This window comes from Macrococcus sp. DPC7161, assembly GCF_004117835.1.
GTDB lineage: Bacteria > Bacillota > Bacilli > Staphylococcales > Staphylococcaceae > SDSC01.
Genome location: NZ_SDSC01000004.1, coordinates 74,151 through 88,755 on the forward strand (window position 1 = coordinate 74,151; position 14,605 = coordinate 88,755).

The 14,605-nt window shown below is 33.3% G+C and carries 16 protein-coding genes; 11 read left to right on the forward strand and 5 right to left on the reverse strand.

What is annotated here, in order from left to right; genetic code table 11:
- The first annotated feature begins 5 nt into the window (after positions 1-5).
- Positions 6-854: a MetQ/NlpA family ABC transporter substrate-binding protein gene (locus ER639_RS07130; protein ID WP_129065092.1), complete on the forward strand. Its 849-nt coding sequence runs from the start codon at positions 6-8 to the stop codon at positions 852-854.
- A 42-nt stretch (positions 855-896) separates the two neighbouring features.
- Here ER639_RS07130 and ER639_RS07135 read toward each other — a convergent pair whose 3' ends face one another.
- Together ER639_RS07135 and ER639_RS07140 are read right to left on the reverse strand one after the other, a co-directional pair.
- Complete coding sequence (locus ER639_RS07135) at positions 897-2,201, reverse strand: N-acetylglucosaminidase (RefSeq protein WP_129065093.1); 1,305 nt, start codon at positions 2,199-2,201, stop codon at positions 897-899.
- A gap of 92 nt (positions 2,202-2,293) precedes the next feature.
- Positions 2,294-2,836 (reverse strand): TetR/AcrR family transcriptional regulator, encoded by a 543-nt coding sequence (locus ER639_RS07140; protein ID WP_129065094.1) that lies wholly within the window; start codon positions 2,834-2,836, stop codon positions 2,294-2,296.
- 129 nt (positions 2,837-2,965) lie between these two features.
- Here ER639_RS07140 and ER639_RS07145 point away from each other — a divergent pair, with 129 nt between their 5' ends.
- The 7 genes from ER639_RS07145 to ER639_RS07175 all read left to right on the forward strand — a co-directional run bounded on the left by ER639_RS07145 (position 2,966) and on the right by ER639_RS07175 (position 9,070).
- The gene (locus tag ER639_RS07145) at positions 2,966-3,616 is read left to right on the forward strand and encodes an HlyD family efflux transporter periplasmic adaptor subunit (protein WP_129065095.1); all 651 of its coding nucleotides are present in this window, start codon (positions 2,966-2,968) and stop codon (positions 3,614-3,616) included.
- A gap of 12 nt (positions 3,617-3,628) precedes the next feature.
- A complete protein-coding gene (locus ER639_RS07150) occupies positions 3,629-5,320 on the forward strand; it encodes a DHA2 family efflux MFS transporter permease subunit (RefSeq protein WP_129065096.1) in 1,692 nt (563 codons plus the stop codon).
- Positions 5,321-5,405: 85 nt separating this feature from the next.
- Positions 5,406-5,942, forward strand: coding sequence for a ribonuclease FAU-1 family protein (locus ER639_RS07155; RefSeq protein WP_129065097.1), 537 nt, complete (start codon positions 5,406-5,408; stop codon positions 5,940-5,942).
- Positions 5,943-5,973: 31 nt separating this feature from the next.
- Positions 5,974-6,717, forward strand: a complete 744-nt coding sequence (locus ER639_RS07160; RefSeq protein WP_129065098.1) for a TatD family hydrolase — start codon at positions 5,974-5,976, stop codon at positions 6,715-6,717.
- Between the two features lie 10 nt (positions 6,718-6,727).
- Entirely contained in the window at positions 6,728-7,606 is an 879-nt protein-coding gene (locus ER639_RS07165) for a LysR family transcriptional regulator (protein ID WP_129065099.1), read from the forward strand.
- Positions 7,599-8,258 carry a GTP pyrophosphokinase gene (locus ER639_RS07170; RefSeq protein ID WP_129065100.1) on the forward strand — a complete coding sequence of 220 codons (660 nt, stop codon included), beginning with the start codon at positions 7,599-7,601 and terminating at the stop codon, positions 8,256-8,258. Before ER639_RS07165 ends, ER639_RS07170 begins: the two co-directional genes overlap by 8 nt.
- A gap of 8 nt (positions 8,259-8,266) precedes the next feature.
- Positions 8,267-9,070 carry a hypothetical protein gene (locus ER639_RS07175; protein ID WP_129065101.1) on the forward strand — a complete coding sequence of 268 codons (804 nt, stop codon included), beginning with the start codon at positions 8,267-8,269 and terminating at the stop codon, positions 9,068-9,070.
- Here the strand turns inward: ER639_RS07175 and ER639_RS07180 are convergent.
- On the reverse strand, positions 9,065-9,706 hold the full coding sequence (locus tag ER639_RS07180; protein ID WP_129065102.1) for an MOSC domain-containing protein: 642 nt from the start codon (positions 9,704-9,706) through the stop codon (positions 9,065-9,067). The genes ER639_RS07175 and ER639_RS07180 overlap by 6 nt on opposite strands.
- A gap of 82 nt (positions 9,707-9,788) precedes the next feature.
- Between ER639_RS07180 and ER639_RS07185 the strand changes: the two genes are divergently transcribed.
- Together ER639_RS07185 and ER639_RS07190 are read left to right on the forward strand one after the other, a co-directional pair.
- The gene (locus ER639_RS07185) at positions 9,789-10,991 is read left to right on the forward strand and encodes a sugar efflux transporter (protein WP_129065103.1); all 1,203 of its coding nucleotides are present in this window, start codon (positions 9,789-9,791) and stop codon (positions 10,989-10,991) included.
- A complete protein-coding gene (locus ER639_RS07190) occupies positions 10,988-11,470 on the forward strand; it encodes a DUF456 domain-containing protein (RefSeq protein ID WP_129065104.1) in 483 nt (160 codons plus the stop codon). The genes ER639_RS07185 and ER639_RS07190 overlap by 4 nt, the downstream gene beginning before the upstream one ends.
- 10 nt (positions 11,471-11,480) lie before the next feature.
- Here ER639_RS07190 and ER639_RS07195 read toward each other — a convergent pair whose 3' ends face one another.
- Both ER639_RS07195 and rsgA read right to left on the reverse strand, forming a co-directional pair.
- A complete protein-coding gene (locus tag ER639_RS07195; protein WP_129065105.1) occupies positions 11,481-12,167 on the reverse strand; it encodes a hypothetical protein in 687 nt (228 codons plus the stop codon).
- 517 nt (positions 12,168-12,684) lie between these two features.
- Complete coding sequence (rsgA, locus tag ER639_RS07200) at positions 12,685-13,770, reverse strand: ribosome small subunit-dependent GTPase A (protein WP_129065106.1); 1,086 nt, start codon at positions 13,768-13,770, stop codon at positions 12,685-12,687.
- Positions 13,771-14,013: 243 nt separating this feature from the next.
- Here rsgA and ER639_RS07205 point away from each other — a divergent pair, with 243 nt between their 5' ends.
- Positions 14,014-14,484: a DinB family protein gene (locus ER639_RS07205; protein WP_129065107.1), complete on the forward strand. Its 471-nt coding sequence runs from the start codon at positions 14,014-14,016 to the stop codon at positions 14,482-14,484.
- Positions 14,485-14,605: the final 121 nt, after the last annotated feature.

A 14,605-nucleotide genomic window follows, 5' to 3' on the forward strand; every position in this document is an offset into this window, starting at 1 on the left:
TTTAAATGAAAAAATTATTCGTATTATTTTTAAGTTTAGTTGTATTATTAGCGGCATGTGGATCAAAAGAAAGTGGTAAACAAAATAAAGAAATTCGTATTGGGGTAACAGGCGTAGATGGAAAGGTTTGGGATGTCATTAAGAAAAAAGCTGAAAAAGACGGCATTAAAATTAAATTGGTAGAATTTCAAGATTATACAGCACCAAATAACGCGTTAGATCAAGGAGATATTGATTTAAATGCATTTCAACATTTTGCATTTTTAGATCAATTCAAAAAGGATCATCATTTAAAATTGTCAGTCGTTGGAACAACTGTATTTGCACCATTAGGCGTATATTCTGAAAAAATTAAAGATATTAAAGAATTGAAGAAAGGAGATACAATTGCAATTCCTAATGATGTAACCAATCAAGCACGTGCATTGAGATTACTTGAAAATGCAGGGGTATTGAAGTTAGAAAAAGATTTTGGATTATTTGGTGGGCCAGACAAGATTAAAGAAAATAAATTGGATTTAAAAATTAAAGCGATTGATGCGCAACAAACGCCAAGAGTATTACCAGATGTAGCAGCATCTATTATCAACAATGGTGTTGCTGGAAAAGCGGGATTAGATCCAGCAAAAGATCCAATCTTTAAAGAAGATCCAAAATCAGAAGCGGCAAAGCCATATATTAATGTGATTGCATCTAAAACTAGCGAAAAAGATAATAAAACATACAAAAAGATTGTAGAGTACTATCATTCTAAAGAAGCAATTGAAGCTGTAAAGAAAGATTCAAATGGTGGTGAGTTTGTTCATAAGTTAAATCAAAAAGAAATCGATAAGATTGAAAAAAGTTTGAAATAATTTTATAGGATATTGAAAAACACCTCGAAATTTTTCGAGGTGTTATTTTGTGTAATGAATAAATTGATAATTGTTGCCTGAAATTCCTAATCGATTGTAGAAACTAGCGATGTAATTTGCATTTGCGCTTGCCCATTGAATATCTGTTGCATATTGGCTATCTCCTGGTGCAAATGGATTCCATCTCATTGTATATAATGTGTTTTGGTTTTCTGAAACGAATCCTTTTGAAATGAATTCAGCACCACCGATGATGGCTTTCTCAGGTGTGTCCCAGCCTACATTTGCTGCATATTTTAATCCGTATTTTAATGCATCTTTGTCGTATGCACCTACACCATACATGTTGTAGAATTTCTTATTTGGATCTTCGCCTTTAACGTGACGTCCGTTAGCTAGGTGACTTCGTCCTTCGGCAGTTTCTAAAAATGCATGTGAGATTAAATAGATTTCATTAATATGGTACTTTTCACTCGCTGTTTTAAAGGCTTGTCCTTTACCTTCTAATATACCTTTACCTTGGAGTAACACATTTAATTGTTCAGCTGTTAATCCTTGTGATTGATTTAACACTAAAAATTGATACTTTTGAATCGGATCATTAATCAAACGCTCAGTATCCATAGCTCGAAGTACTAAACTACGTCTTGCATTTGTCCATTTCACACCGTTTGATACTTGTGGTTTTGGACTTAACTTCATTTGGATATTTGCTGCATCTGTTAATGTTGTTGGCACTGTTTGATGTTGTACGCCCGGTGTATTTACTTGATTAGTATTGGCAACGGGTTCTTTTTTAACAACGGGTTTAGGCAACGGTTTACGTTTAAGTTGGTCTGAACTTGTTTGAATCCATCCTGTAACACCATTTTTAAGCTGGCCATAAATAAATGTTTCATTACCAACTTTAATACTTTTCTTTACCGTTAATACTTCATTTTTGCCAACACGATCAATGACTTGTTGATCCGTACCATTCGGTGTGTTGTATAATTTCGTTGAAGCCGATTGAACGGTATAAATGTTATTTTGAACCTTAAGTGGTTTGATGGCATCGATCTTTAAGTCTTTTGCACGCACATATCCAATCGCGTTATTGATGTTTTCTGTAGTTTGTACACGGAAATACTTTTCGCCGTTAATAGTAGTTGAGTCGTTAATATACAATGTATAGTTCGCAAATGTACCAGCAATTTTTTTACTCATCGCTGCTTTATTCGTAATAATAATAGCTTGATTATTATTTATCTTACCAAGCTTTAACGTAGACTCTGCCTTTGCTGTTAACGGTATTATTATAGAAGAAAGTGCAACTGCACTGATAGTTATAGCTTTAAATATTTTCATAAGAGCCCCCAAATTTGTTGTATTATCACGTATTATAGCAAATTGTGCACGGCTAAAGAATCAATAATTGTAAAATTAACAATCTCTTAATATTACCTGTTGGTCTTTAATATATTATTGAACACGATGTCACTGATTTCACATGGATGCTCTTTACAATCTTGTTGTAACCAGAAGAATAGAACACCAAATTGTCCACCAATTGTGTAATTGACAAAGTAATCAGGGTTCTTTAAATGAAATTGGTTAATGATTTCAGAATAACTTTGTCTTAGACTGCCTATCAATTTTTGGGTAAAGTTTTGTGCTGGGTGTTTGGTTATTAATATTTTGAAGAAACGCTGATTTTCATAAATATATTGAAACAATGCATTGATATAATTTTTAACGTAGATTTGCTTATTTTGTGCATTGGTAATGCCTTCTGTTTTTGTCTTTACCATATTGATAATATTTTCAATGTGGAAGTCAATCATGCTGTCTAATAAATCGTATTTGTCTAAATAATATGCATAAAATGTTGAACGATTAATGTTTGCTTCAGTACAAAGCATTTTAATTGTTATTTCTCTAAAACGATATTCATCCATTAAATTTACCAAGCTGTTTTCTATGATTTGTTTTTTCTCTTTCATATATACTCCTAAAGCCCTATTTTTAAATATTTTAATCAATATCCGACAAATACACAAATTTTGTTGGTTGTATAGTTAAGATATCGATATATAATATAAAACATGTTTAAAAATTAGGAGGACATATCAATGAAAAAATTAATAATGATTAACATTATTACATTAATTATTTTAGCAGTTGGGGGAGCGACACTATTTCATTTCTATAATGAATCAGTGAATTATGTGAAAACAGATAATGCTAAAATTGATGGCGATCAATTAGCAATCGCTTCACCTGTTGCAGGTAAATTAGTGAAGTTCAATAAAGAAACAGGCGATAAAGTCGATAAAGACGAAAAAGTTGGTACTGTAATGGGTCAAGGGGCAGATGGAAAACCATCTAAAGTAGACATTACTATGCCACAAAACGGAACTATTGTTAAAACACAAGCAACTGAAAATGGTTTTGTAGGTGCTGGTACACCAATCGCTTATGCATATGATTTAAAAAAATTATATGTAACTGCAAATATTAAAGAAACTGAAATTGATGGTATTAAAAAAGGGCAAGACGTAGATGTATATGTTGATGGATATAAAGATACAACTTTATCAGGTAAAGTAAAATCAATTGGTTTAGCGACAGCTTCAAGCTTTAGTTTATTACCATCTTCTAATGGTAATGCAAACTTTACAAAAGTGACTCAAGTTATCCCAGTTAAAGTTGAATTATCAACAGATAAATCTTTAGATGTAATTCCAGGAATGAATGTAACAGTACGCATTCACAAAAACTAAGGAGGTTTTTTTATGACCTCAATGATTATATTTTATTGTGTGTTTTCAGCATTTGTTTTCTTCTTAATGAATCGAATTGTATTAAGACAAAACAAAAAGCAACAAACGCCACCTGTGAAAGTCGAAACTGAACAAACTGAAATTGATGTGAACAAACCAATTTACGAACAAGTGAAACGTCCACAAGCACAAGTTCAATTTGGTAAAGGTGTTACGTTACCAAAAATTATTGCTGCTTTAATGACAGGGATGTTCGTTGCGATATTAAACCAAACATTAATTAACGTTGCATTACCCGTTATGATTAATGACTTTAGTATTTCAACTTCGACAGCACAATGGTTAACGACAGGATTTATGTTAGTAAACGGGATATTGGTTCCTGTTTCTGCATATTTAAATCAAAAGTTCTCATATAGACAGCTATTCTTATTCGCAATGGTCTTTTTTACGATTGGTTCAATCATCTGTGCATTATCAGTGAATTTCCCAATGATGATGACAGGACGTGTGATTCAAGCGGTTGGTGCAGGTATTTTAATGCCTTTAGGTACAAACGTATTTATGACAGTCTTCCCACCTGAAAAACGTGGAGCTGCAATGGGTATGATGGGGATTGCCTTCATCTTAGCGCCAGCAATTGGGCCAACATTAACAGGTTGGGTAATTCAAAACTATCACTGGAACATTATGTTCTACGGGATGAGTGTTATCGGAATAATCTCTATCATCATTGGTTTATTCTGGTTTAAGATTTACCAACCGTTACGAAATCCAAAATTAGATGTGCCAGGTGTCATATTCAGTTCATTAGGATTTGGTAGTTTACTTTATGGATTCTCAGAAGCAGGTAACAAAGGATGGGATTCAGGTATTGTTGTAACAACAATGATTATTGGTATTTTCTTTGTTATATTATTCATTTACCGTGAAATGTCTATGAAAGTACCGATGATGGATTTACGTGCTTTGAAATATTCTGGTTTCTCATTTACTTTATTAATCAATGTTATCGTGACAATGAGTTTATTCGGTGGGATGTTATTATTACCAGTATATTTACAATCTATTCGTGGGTTCTCACCACTTGATTCAGGATTGTTATTATTACCAGGATCATTATTAATGGGATTAATGGGACCAATTTCTGGTCGTTTATTAGATAAAATCGGTATTCGTCCAATTACTATCTTTGGTTTATTAATCATGACATATGCGACTTGGGAATTAACAAAATTAAGTATGGATACGAGTTATAGTCATATTTTAAGTATTTATATCCTTCGTTCGTTTGGTATGAGTTTCATTATGATGCCAATTATGACAGCAGGTATGAATGCTTTACCACAACACATGATTCCACACGGTAATGCGATTAGTAACACAGTACGACAATTGGCAGGTTCAATAGGGACTGCCGTGTTGGTAACAGTAATGACACAACAAACAACAGCACATATTGGAGATATCGCCAATACATTAGACAAAACACATCCAGAAGTGATGGGACAATTTTCACAAATTGGACAAAGTGTAGGCTCTAGCCAAGCGGGCAGTCAATTGGTGATGGGATATATGCAAAAGTTTGCAACAATCAATGGTATCAATGATGCCTTTTGGGTAGCAACAGCCTTAAGTGCACTAGCTTTAGTATTGTCATTTTTCCTTAAAGGGAAAGATCATTATAGAGCTGAAGAACAATAATTCAATATACAAGTATAAACAAGTCGAAAATAATACTTTTTTCGGCTTGTTTATTTTTATATAATGAGTGTAAGGAGTGGTCGATTTGAAAACAAAGTATATCGATAAAAGGTCATGGCGACGTCTGTTGGATAAAACGTATAGTGAAAAGAGAATTGAAACAAGTACATTTGATGGCATCGTTGGATTAATTACGATGAAAAAAGTAAAATCACCATTAGAAGTAGAAATATTAGGGGAAAACGTTCGTGTTGTCGATGTAGGATATCAATGGTTACAAATATTGCCAAAGGATAAACATTATAGTATTACAGTAATGTACAATGAAAAGCATGAGCCGATACAATATTATTTTGATATCAACGAGAAAAATATTCTTGAATTAGGCAAAGCGCGTGCACATGATTTGTATTTAGACGTACTTGTATTACCAGATGGACGATATGAATTAGTAGATGAAAAAGACTTACATCGAGCTCTAAAACATCAAGATATTACAAAAGCGCAATTTGATTTTGCTTATCAAGAAGCAGAAGCAGTTATGGAAAGTGTCGAAACAAACTTTTTACAATATGTTGAATTAGCGAAGTATTGTAAAGGGGAAATTAGCAATCCTAATTAGGATTGCTATTTTTTGAATTAGGGGTGATCTTATGTTTGATAGTCATATTCATTTGGATCAGTATGATGATTTAGTTTTGGATAAGATGCTTATGGACGTTAATGGTGTTATCGCTGTGAGTATGGGGATGAAGAGTTTTGAAAGGTTATTAAATATAAAGCAAAGATATAACAAAGTTCATATCGCATGTGGATTCCATCCTGAGCAAGTGATTGATATGAATGAAGTGAATGCTTTATTAAATCAAATTGATAAGCATCATGATGAACTTATCGCGATTGGTGAAGTCGGTTTGCCGCAATATTTGATGCGTGAGGATGATTCTATTGATCAACAATCCTACATCGATGTTCTTGAATTATTTATTCAAAAAGCAGCCAAATATGATTTACCGATTGTATTACATGCCGTATATGATGATGCTTTGATTGTTTTGGATTTATTAAAGAAACACAATATTAAGCGTGCGCATTTTCATTGGTTTAAAGGTAGTGATGCGGTGCATGATGCTATTTTAAGTACAGAGTATATGGTGAGTGTAACGCCTGATGTGACTTGGGACGATAAAACAAGACGTGTGATTGAAAGGTTTCCATTAGAAAGGTTAATGATTGAAACGGATGGGCCATGGCCTCATAAAGGTTTTGTTAAAGAAGAGATTGCACAACAACTTTTTGGTATAATTGATGTGATTCATGATATAAAAGGTGTATCTACAAGTGACGTAATACATCAAGTCAATGAAAATACAAAGAATTTCTACCGATTAGAATAGAGGAATGCCAATGAAGATTGATGATTATAGGTTGCTTGTCGCTTTAAGTGAACAAGGCACATTACGTAAAGCAGCAGACACGTTGTATATTTCCCAACCAGCAGTAAGTCAACGTTTAAAGACGATTGAAGATGAATGGGGTACTGATATTTTCATTCGTACTAAGAAAAAATTAATAACGACTACAAACGGCGAATTGATTATTCAACATGCTAAGAAGATGTTAAAAGAAGAGACAAACTTAAAAGAGATGATTCAGTATTATGAAGGTACTGTGAATGGTAAGTTGTCGATTGGTGTTTCTAGTTTGATTGGTCAAACCATCTTACCGAAAGTATTAGAAAAATACATTAAATTATATCCTGAAGTTAAAATTAGTCTTCAAGTTGGCTCGAGTACACGCATTATGCGTAATCGCCAAGATTTTCATGTGTCTGTAATCCGTGGGACTCAAATTATGAACATGCAAAATGAAGTATTGATGAAAGATAGACATTATTTTATTTATCCAAAAGATAAAAGCGACCAACTTAATACATTACCAATGATTGAGTTTCAAGCGGATCCTATTTATTTAAAGGATATTGAAACTTGGTACACAGAGCAATTTAAAGAAACTTATGCGCCGCAAATTAAAACTGATCAAATTGCAACGTGTAAGGCTCTACTATTAGCCGGTGTAGGTATGACGGTATTACCTGAAGTGGTTGTAAATGATATTGATCAATCGTTATTTGAAGTACAACTTTTATCGGTAAATGAACATGATTTATTACGTGAAACATTTTTGTGTTATGAAAGTGATATGTTAAGTTTGCCTCAAGTGAAAGCTTTTATTGAAATGATGAAAGCTGAAGTGTCCTTATTAGGAGATGTGATGAATGACTGAGTTGAAATTTTTATTGGAACAAGTTGAAACACATGATTATATTCGAGATATTGCTGAGAAATTTAATTATTTCTTCAAAGAATATGAAATGGGCTTGTTAGAATTACAAAGTGATATTGAAATCATCGATCTTGAATGGCAAGCACGATATGGTTATTCTCCATTCGAACATATTAAGACACGTATCAAATCACCGATGAGTTTAAAGGAAAAGATTGAGAAAAAGGGTGTTGATTTCACTCCTGAAGCGATACGCGAAAATATATTTGATATTATCGGTGTACGTATAGTGACGAGCTTTGAAGATGACGTTTATCAAATTTATGAATTATTAAAGAATCGTAACGATTTACGTATTAAGCGTGTTAAAGACTATATCAAAAATCCAAAACCAAGCGGATATAAGAGTTTGCATCTTATCGTGGAAACAGAGCTTGTTTTATCAGAGGGTGTAAAGTGGATTCCAGCTGAGATACAAATTCGAACGCTCGCGATGGATTTCTTCGCTTCTACAGAGCATAAACTACAATATAAATATAATACGAAAGCATTAAGTGATGACATTAGAAATGAACTTAAGGAAATTGCGGATGTTTCAAGTGCGCTAGATCAAAAGATGACTGAAGTACGTAATACTATATTATTAGACTGAGGTGGCTTATGATTCAATCTGTATTAGAAAAAGGTATTGGCTTAATGAACGAAGATGCTTTAATAATTAATGATAAATTGAAAGTATACGGTGTTATAGATGGTGTCACGAGTCTTGCTGGTGTAGTGATTGATGGTAAGTCGCCAGGATTTTTGGCAAGCCAAGTGGTGAAGCAATCGTTTGAGTCAACGACTTTAAATAATTTAGACAAAATGACCATTGAAGCGAATGCGAATATTCAACGTTTGATGGATGAAATGCACATTGAAATCAATAAGAAAGCAGATCGATTTCAATGTTGCCATGCGGTCGTTCAATTAAAGGATGATAAAATCTTTTATACAAGTTCTGCGGATTGTGTTATTTATACAATAGGTGATACAGTGCAACAAATTGTTCCCACATTTAAAAAAGATAAAGAAAGTAAATCGGTCTCTAAGTGGTTAAAAAAGTATCCGAATGCATATGAACTAAAGGCATTACCTGAAGAAATGATTCAAGCTTCAAATACAGCTAAAGAAGCGGCGAATGAAATGGGTGGATACAGTGTCATGAATGGGGATGTGTTGTTTAATCAAGCATTTAATGCAGGTGAAATAAATAAAGCGAATATCACACACATTTTAATTACTACTGACGGCTTTTATGACATAGAAAATGTTGGGTTAGAAACATTTGTACGTCAATCATTAAATGGACTTGATGTTTTTTTAGAAGACATGATTACTAAAGAAATTGTAGACAAAACAAAAACGCTTTACCCGCGCGTAAAGGTACACGATGATAAAGCGGCAGTACTTATCAAACTATAGTTTTTCTAATTGTGATTGAAACTTTTCTTTATGACTTAACGGTAACGCATCGACTAAAAGCGCTTTTTCTAAAAGTGCTTTATTTTTTTTGTCATGATATTTCAGTGTATTAAATTCATCAATCGTAAATTGAACTGGATGTCGTTCAATAAGTTCTAAAGCATCTCCAGGATGTACTGTACCTTCTTTAAGCACTCGGAAATAACAACCTGTCGCATTTTTAGCGAGTATCATTTTTACGATATCTGGGACTCCATGGATTTGGGCAATAGTATTGCATGGACCACGTGACTCCGTTACTTGAATGATGCCTTCACCAAGTTTAAACGTATCGCCTATTGCAATATTATCCTTTGTTAATCCTCTTGTTGTGATGTTCTCACCAAATGCTGCATATTCTGGCATATTAGGGATGTATGATTCCCAAAGTGCATAATCATCTTTATCGTATAAACAAATGGCCTTATCAACACCGCCATGTAATTTATATACGTGTTCATCACCAACTAAACCTAATTTATTTAAATATGTAGGTTCAGTAATCGGTGTTTTTAAATAAGCTGTATGTATTGTTTTATCGCCAACATTGACATCTTTTGCTTTACCACTACATATTTGTAATATTTCGAATTTCATGACTACAACTCCTTTTCATTACAAAGTTACTTGTTTTCATCTATAATATATGAATACGAATAAAAATAAAAGTTGGTGAGTTATGTTAATCGGATTATTGAAGATTAAAAATTACAAATTGTTCTTAATGAACATGATATTACTCGGTATGGGACTTGCCATTACTGTACCGTTTTTTATTTTATATGCAACCAATGGATTAGGCATGTCTCGAGGTCAATATGGACTATTAATGGCGCTTGCAGCATTGGCAGGCTTTTCAATGAATACGATGATTGCAAGATTCTCGGACTCAGGAAAAGTGAACCGTAAATGGTTGATTATATTTAGTTTAATGATGGCAGCTTGTGGGTTTAGTGTTTATTTCTTTATACACTCAGTGTTTTGGTTTATTATTTTATACGTTTTATTTATTGGATTAGCTGCTCCCGCAATGCCTCAAATGTATGCTTCAGCAAGAGAGAGTATTAATGAATCTGCTTCTAGTAAACATGCAGTGTTAGCAAATACTGTTTTAAGATCAATGTTTAGTTTAGGATTTTTATTTGGACCATTAGTTGGCACGGTATTATTAAATAAATTTGGTTATGATGGTTTATTTGGTGGGACTGTGGTTTTATATGTTGTTGTAATGGTCACAATGTTATTCTTTTTCAAAGATATTAAAGTTACACCAGTAAAAGTAACATCAAGACAAGTAGAAACACGCGCACCGAATTTACTACGTGATAAATACTTACTTGTGCCATTTCTTGCATTTGTAATGCTTCATGTTGGTCAGTGGATGTATACATTAAATATGCCGTTGTTTGTAACAGAATATATCAATGGCAAAGAGGCGGATGTAGGTCATTTAGCAAGTTTATGTGCGGGTCTTGAAGTACCATTTATGATTATTTTAGGAGTGCTTGCAAGTAAGTTTCAAACGAGAACTTTGCTGATGATTGGTGCTGTTTTCGGTGGAGGTTATTATTTTTCAATAGGTGTATTTGATAGTGTTACTGCGATGTTAATCGGGCAGTTAGGATTGGCATTTTTCTTAGCGATATTGTTAGGACTTGGTATAAGTTACTTTCAAGATATTTTGCCGCAATTTCCTGGGTATGCATCGACGTTGTTTAGTAATGCTATGATTGCTGGTCAATTGATTGGGAACTCATTAGGTGGTGTGATGAGTGATATTGTTGGTTTAGGAAATGTCTTTTTCATATCTGCAGGCTTTATATTCATTGCATTTATTTTATTAATTTTTACAAAACCAGTGAACATGGAGGAATTACAATGAGTATGTTATGGTGGATTATTGTTATTTGCGCCTTTTTACTTGGGTTTGCAAGCTTATTAGTACCGATGATACCAGGTGTTGTCGTGATGTGGGTTGGTTTTTTAACGTATCACTTTGGCATTGATCATCATAAGTTATCGATTTGGTTTTGGTTAGCTATGGTCACATTAACAATCGTGATATTAGTAAGTGACTATGTGGCAGGAAGTTATTTTGTAAAGAAGTATGGAGGAAGTAAAGCAGGTGAAATCACAGCAGCATTAGCGGTATTTGCAGGAAGCTTTATATTCCCCCCATTCGGAATCCTTATTGTACCTTTTGTAGCAGTAATGGTTGTAGAACTAGTGTCACACCAAGATTTCAAAAGAGCATTTGATGCGAGTATCGGATCGTTATTTGGATTTTTAGCAAGTACATTGGCCAAATTTATGATTATGGTTGTTATGATATTATGGTTTATATTTGATATTATCGTATAAAAAAGTTCGCCTAATTTGGCGAACTTTTTTGTTTGGAATATTTTCGAAAAGGTTTTGTGAGTTGCTTGATGATAATGATAAGTGTGACGATAATAATCCAATAAATATACCAATGGATGTATTGTTTTGGACCTAGATGAATTTCATTTTTAAATTCAATTAAAATAATAGGTACTATGGCATAGATTAAATAAAGGATGAGATTATTAACTTCAAATATCTTCTTAGGCTTAAAAGCATTTTTGATCACATTATGTTTAATGATTTGAGCTGCAGAGTAAATCAATGCTGCTGCGATAATAACAGATATGAAGAACGGTATGATATAAATTTTGTTAAATTGATTGGCGTATAATTGTAAGTATGTTTCTTTTACACCGAAATATAAGAAATATGCAGTAACTAATATGCAGCCATATATATAGGGAATGAATTTATTTAAATCTTCATTGAATGAAGCCTCTATTAATAGGTGATCTGTGAAACTTTTTTGATCATGATTAAAGAAAGTTTCAGGATTAATATGTTCTAATTGAGCTTGTCTTAAATCATCAAGTAATTTGAGTAACAATGTATGAGCTTTGTGTATGTTTATATTTTGATGGGTAAGTAAATAATTTTTACTTTCAAAGTATGCGTTTTTGTACTCGCTATAAAGTAATAATAACTTTTCGTGTTCTTCTTTCTCAAAAGACATGGAAACACCTCGATAAATCGTAATATTTTGATTTATGATATCACAAGGTTGTTAATAAATGAAGTGATGGTGTTTTGGGTATGTTAATTTAATGAGTAGTGGCACTCAAAATAAATCTGAGTGCCACAACGACATGAAATCATGTGAAAAAATTGAGTAGTGGCACTCAAAATGAATCTGAGTGCCACAACGAAGTGAAATCATGGGAAAAATATGAGTAGTGGCACTCAAAATAAATCTGAGTGCCACAACGAAGTGAAATCATGGGAAAAATATGAGTAGTGGCACTCAAAACGAATCTGAGTGCCACAACGATATGAAATCATGTGAAAAAATTGAGTAGTGGCACTCAAAACAAATCTGAGTGCCACAACGACAAGAAACCATGTGAAAAAATTGAGTAGTGGCACTCAAAATAAATCTGAGTGCCACAACGTCAAGAAATCATGTGAAAAAATTGAGTAGTGGCACTCAAAATAAATCTGAGTGCCACAACGATATCAACCACATTAATTATCTATCTTCTATTTCCTTTTAACTTACGCATCTCTGCACCGATCTTAGTGTTTTTCTTCCATAAATCTTTTTGTTCACGCATCAATGCTTCATTATTTTTTCGTTCATGAAAGTCTAACTCGCGTTTGTATTTTAAATAACGGTCATAACGTGATGCATCAAGTGTTCCACTAGCTAGTGCTGCTTGTATTTGACATCCTGGTTCATTTTGGTGGGTACAATCATTGAATTTACATTGTGTCATTAGTGTTTCAATGTCTTCAAATTCTGTTTGTAGGCCATGGTTATCACCCGTACTCCAAAGTTGGAACTCTCTCATACCAGGTGTATCTATTAATATGCCACCATCTTCAATGATCAATAATTCTCGATGTGTTGTGGTATGTTTGCCTTTGTCATCACTTTCACGGATAGCTTGAGTTTGCATGACTTCTTTACCTATTAATCTGTTGATTAATGTTGACTTACCAACACCTGATGAGCCTAAAAGTGTACCTGTTTTATTAGGTTTCAAATAATCCTTTAATGCATCTATATTTGTATCTTCTTCTGTTGATACAAAATAAACCGGTACACCAAAAGCAACGTTTTGGATTTCAGCTTCCATGATTTCTTTGTCTAAATCACTCGCTAAATCTGCTTTAGTCATCACAATAATCGGTGTTGCACCTGAGTCATATGTTGCAATCAAGTAGCGTTCAAGTCGATGGATGTTAAAGTTATCGTTGCAACTCATTGTTAAGAATGCATAATCAATATTTGCAGATATGATTTGAGGCTTAGTTTCATTGCCAGCAGCATTTCGTATGAAGCTTTGAGTACGTGTAAGTATATGTTCAATTGTCCCTTTTTGTTCGTTATCCCAAGGTTTGATTAATACAAAATCACCTACAGCTGGTAGTAATGTAAGGTCAGTTAATTGATATTTGAATTTACCAGGTAACTCACATAAATATGTGCCTTCTTCAGTGATCACACGGTATAAACCTTTATGTTGGGTAGAGATGCGCCCTTTGATTAATGCAGCATCGATTTGTTGTGCTTCTTTATTTAATGATTCTGTAAATCCTAATTGAAATAAGTTCATATTCGTCTCCTTTTATAAAAAAATACCCGTGGCAAAGAACCACGGGTACAATGGAAACGTTTAAGAAACGTACGATGCCCATGATTCTATAGTGTCGATTGTCATCATTAACTTCATCATAAGGCATCATCCTTTCTTTTTTTTCAATAATATAAAAAATACCGTTTGAAGTCAACTTTTAAATTTGTCACAACATAATATATCCTTTAGAATGATATTATGAAAGATTATTAGGAGGCTATTATGTATACTTCAAAACAGCAATTAGTACAAGATGTAAAAATGCTAACAGCAACGACACAAACTTGTATCAATGAATTAACTGACGAATCTTTATCTCAAGCGGTATCTGAAAAAGATCGTACTTTAGGAGAAATTGCTTGGCACATTACAACAAGTGTTGTAGGATTTGCGAATCAAGCTGGATTAAAAGCTGAAGGTGCTGGCTTTGGTGCGGATATGCCTGAGTCTGCTGAAGCGATGAAACAAGCTTATCAAGAAAATGCGAATGCTGTTATCGAACAATACGAAGCTTTAACAGATGAAGATTTAATGAAAGAAGTAGACTTCTTCGGTCATCCAATGCCAATGGGGGCTTTGTTAAGTGCGTATACTTTACATGAAGTACACCACCGTGGTCAAATGACTGTATTAATGCGTCAAGCAGATTTGAAAGTTCCTTCTATTTATGGACCTTCACGTGATGGAGAATAATTAAACTTAAGCTTAAATGTGTAGGTTGCTACATTTTTAAGCTTTTTTATTATTGTACGTTTATAAGTATAATTTTGTATTAATTTTTAGTATAATTAAGCAAATCTGTATATACAAAGTA

Bases quoted from the DNA above. Each gene is read 5' to 3' on its own strand.
- ER639_RS07130 (WP_129065092.1), top strand. From the start codon at position 6: ATGAAAAAATTATTCGTATTATTTTTAAGTTTAGTTGTATTATTAGCG.
- ER639_RS07135 (WP_129065093.1), bottom strand. From the start codon at position 2,201: ATGAAAATATTTAAAGCTATAACTATCAGTGCAGTTGCACTTTCTTCT.
- ER639_RS07140 (WP_129065094.1), bottom strand. From the start codon at position 2,836: ATGAAAGAGAAAAAACAAATCATAGAAAACAGCTTGGTAAATTTAATG.
- ER639_RS07145 (WP_129065095.1), top strand. From the start codon at position 2,966: ATGAAAAAATTAATAATGATTAACATTATTACATTAATTATTTTAGCA.
- ER639_RS07150 (WP_129065096.1), top strand. From the start codon at position 3,629: ATGACCTCAATGATTATATTTTATTGTGTGTTTTCAGCATTTGTTTTC.
- ER639_RS07160 (WP_129065098.1), top strand. From the start codon at position 5,974: ATGTTTGATAGTCATATTCATTTGGATCAGTATGATGATTTAGTTTTG.
- ER639_RS07165 (WP_129065099.1), top strand. From the start codon at position 6,728: ATGAAGATTGATGATTATAGGTTGCTTGTCGCTTTAAGTGAACAAGGC.
- ER639_RS07170 (WP_129065100.1), top strand. From the start codon at position 7,599: ATGACTGAGTTGAAATTTTTATTGGAACAAGTTGAAACACATGATTAT.
- ER639_RS07175 (WP_129065101.1), top strand. From the start codon at position 8,267: ATGATTCAATCTGTATTAGAAAAAGGTATTGGCTTAATGAACGAAGAT.
- ER639_RS07180 (WP_129065102.1), bottom strand. From the start codon at position 9,706: ATGAAATTCGAAATATTACAAATATGTAGTGGTAAAGCAAAAGATGTC.
- ER639_RS07185 (WP_129065103.1), top strand. From the start codon at position 9,789: ATGTTAATCGGATTATTGAAGATTAAAAATTACAAATTGTTCTTAATG.
- ER639_RS07190 (WP_129065104.1), top strand. From the start codon at position 10,988: ATGAGTATGTTATGGTGGATTATTGTTATTTGCGCCTTTTTACTTGGG.
- ER639_RS07195 (WP_129065105.1), bottom strand. From the start codon at position 12,167: ATGTCTTTTGAGAAAGAAGAACACGAAAAGTTATTATTACTTTATAGC.
- rsgA (WP_129065106.1), bottom strand. From the start codon at position 13,770: ATGAACTTATTTCAATTAGGATTTACAGAATCATTAAATAAAGAAGCA.
- ER639_RS07205 (WP_129065107.1), top strand. From the start codon at position 14,014: ATGTATACTTCAAAACAGCAATTAGTACAAGATGTAAAAATGCTAACA.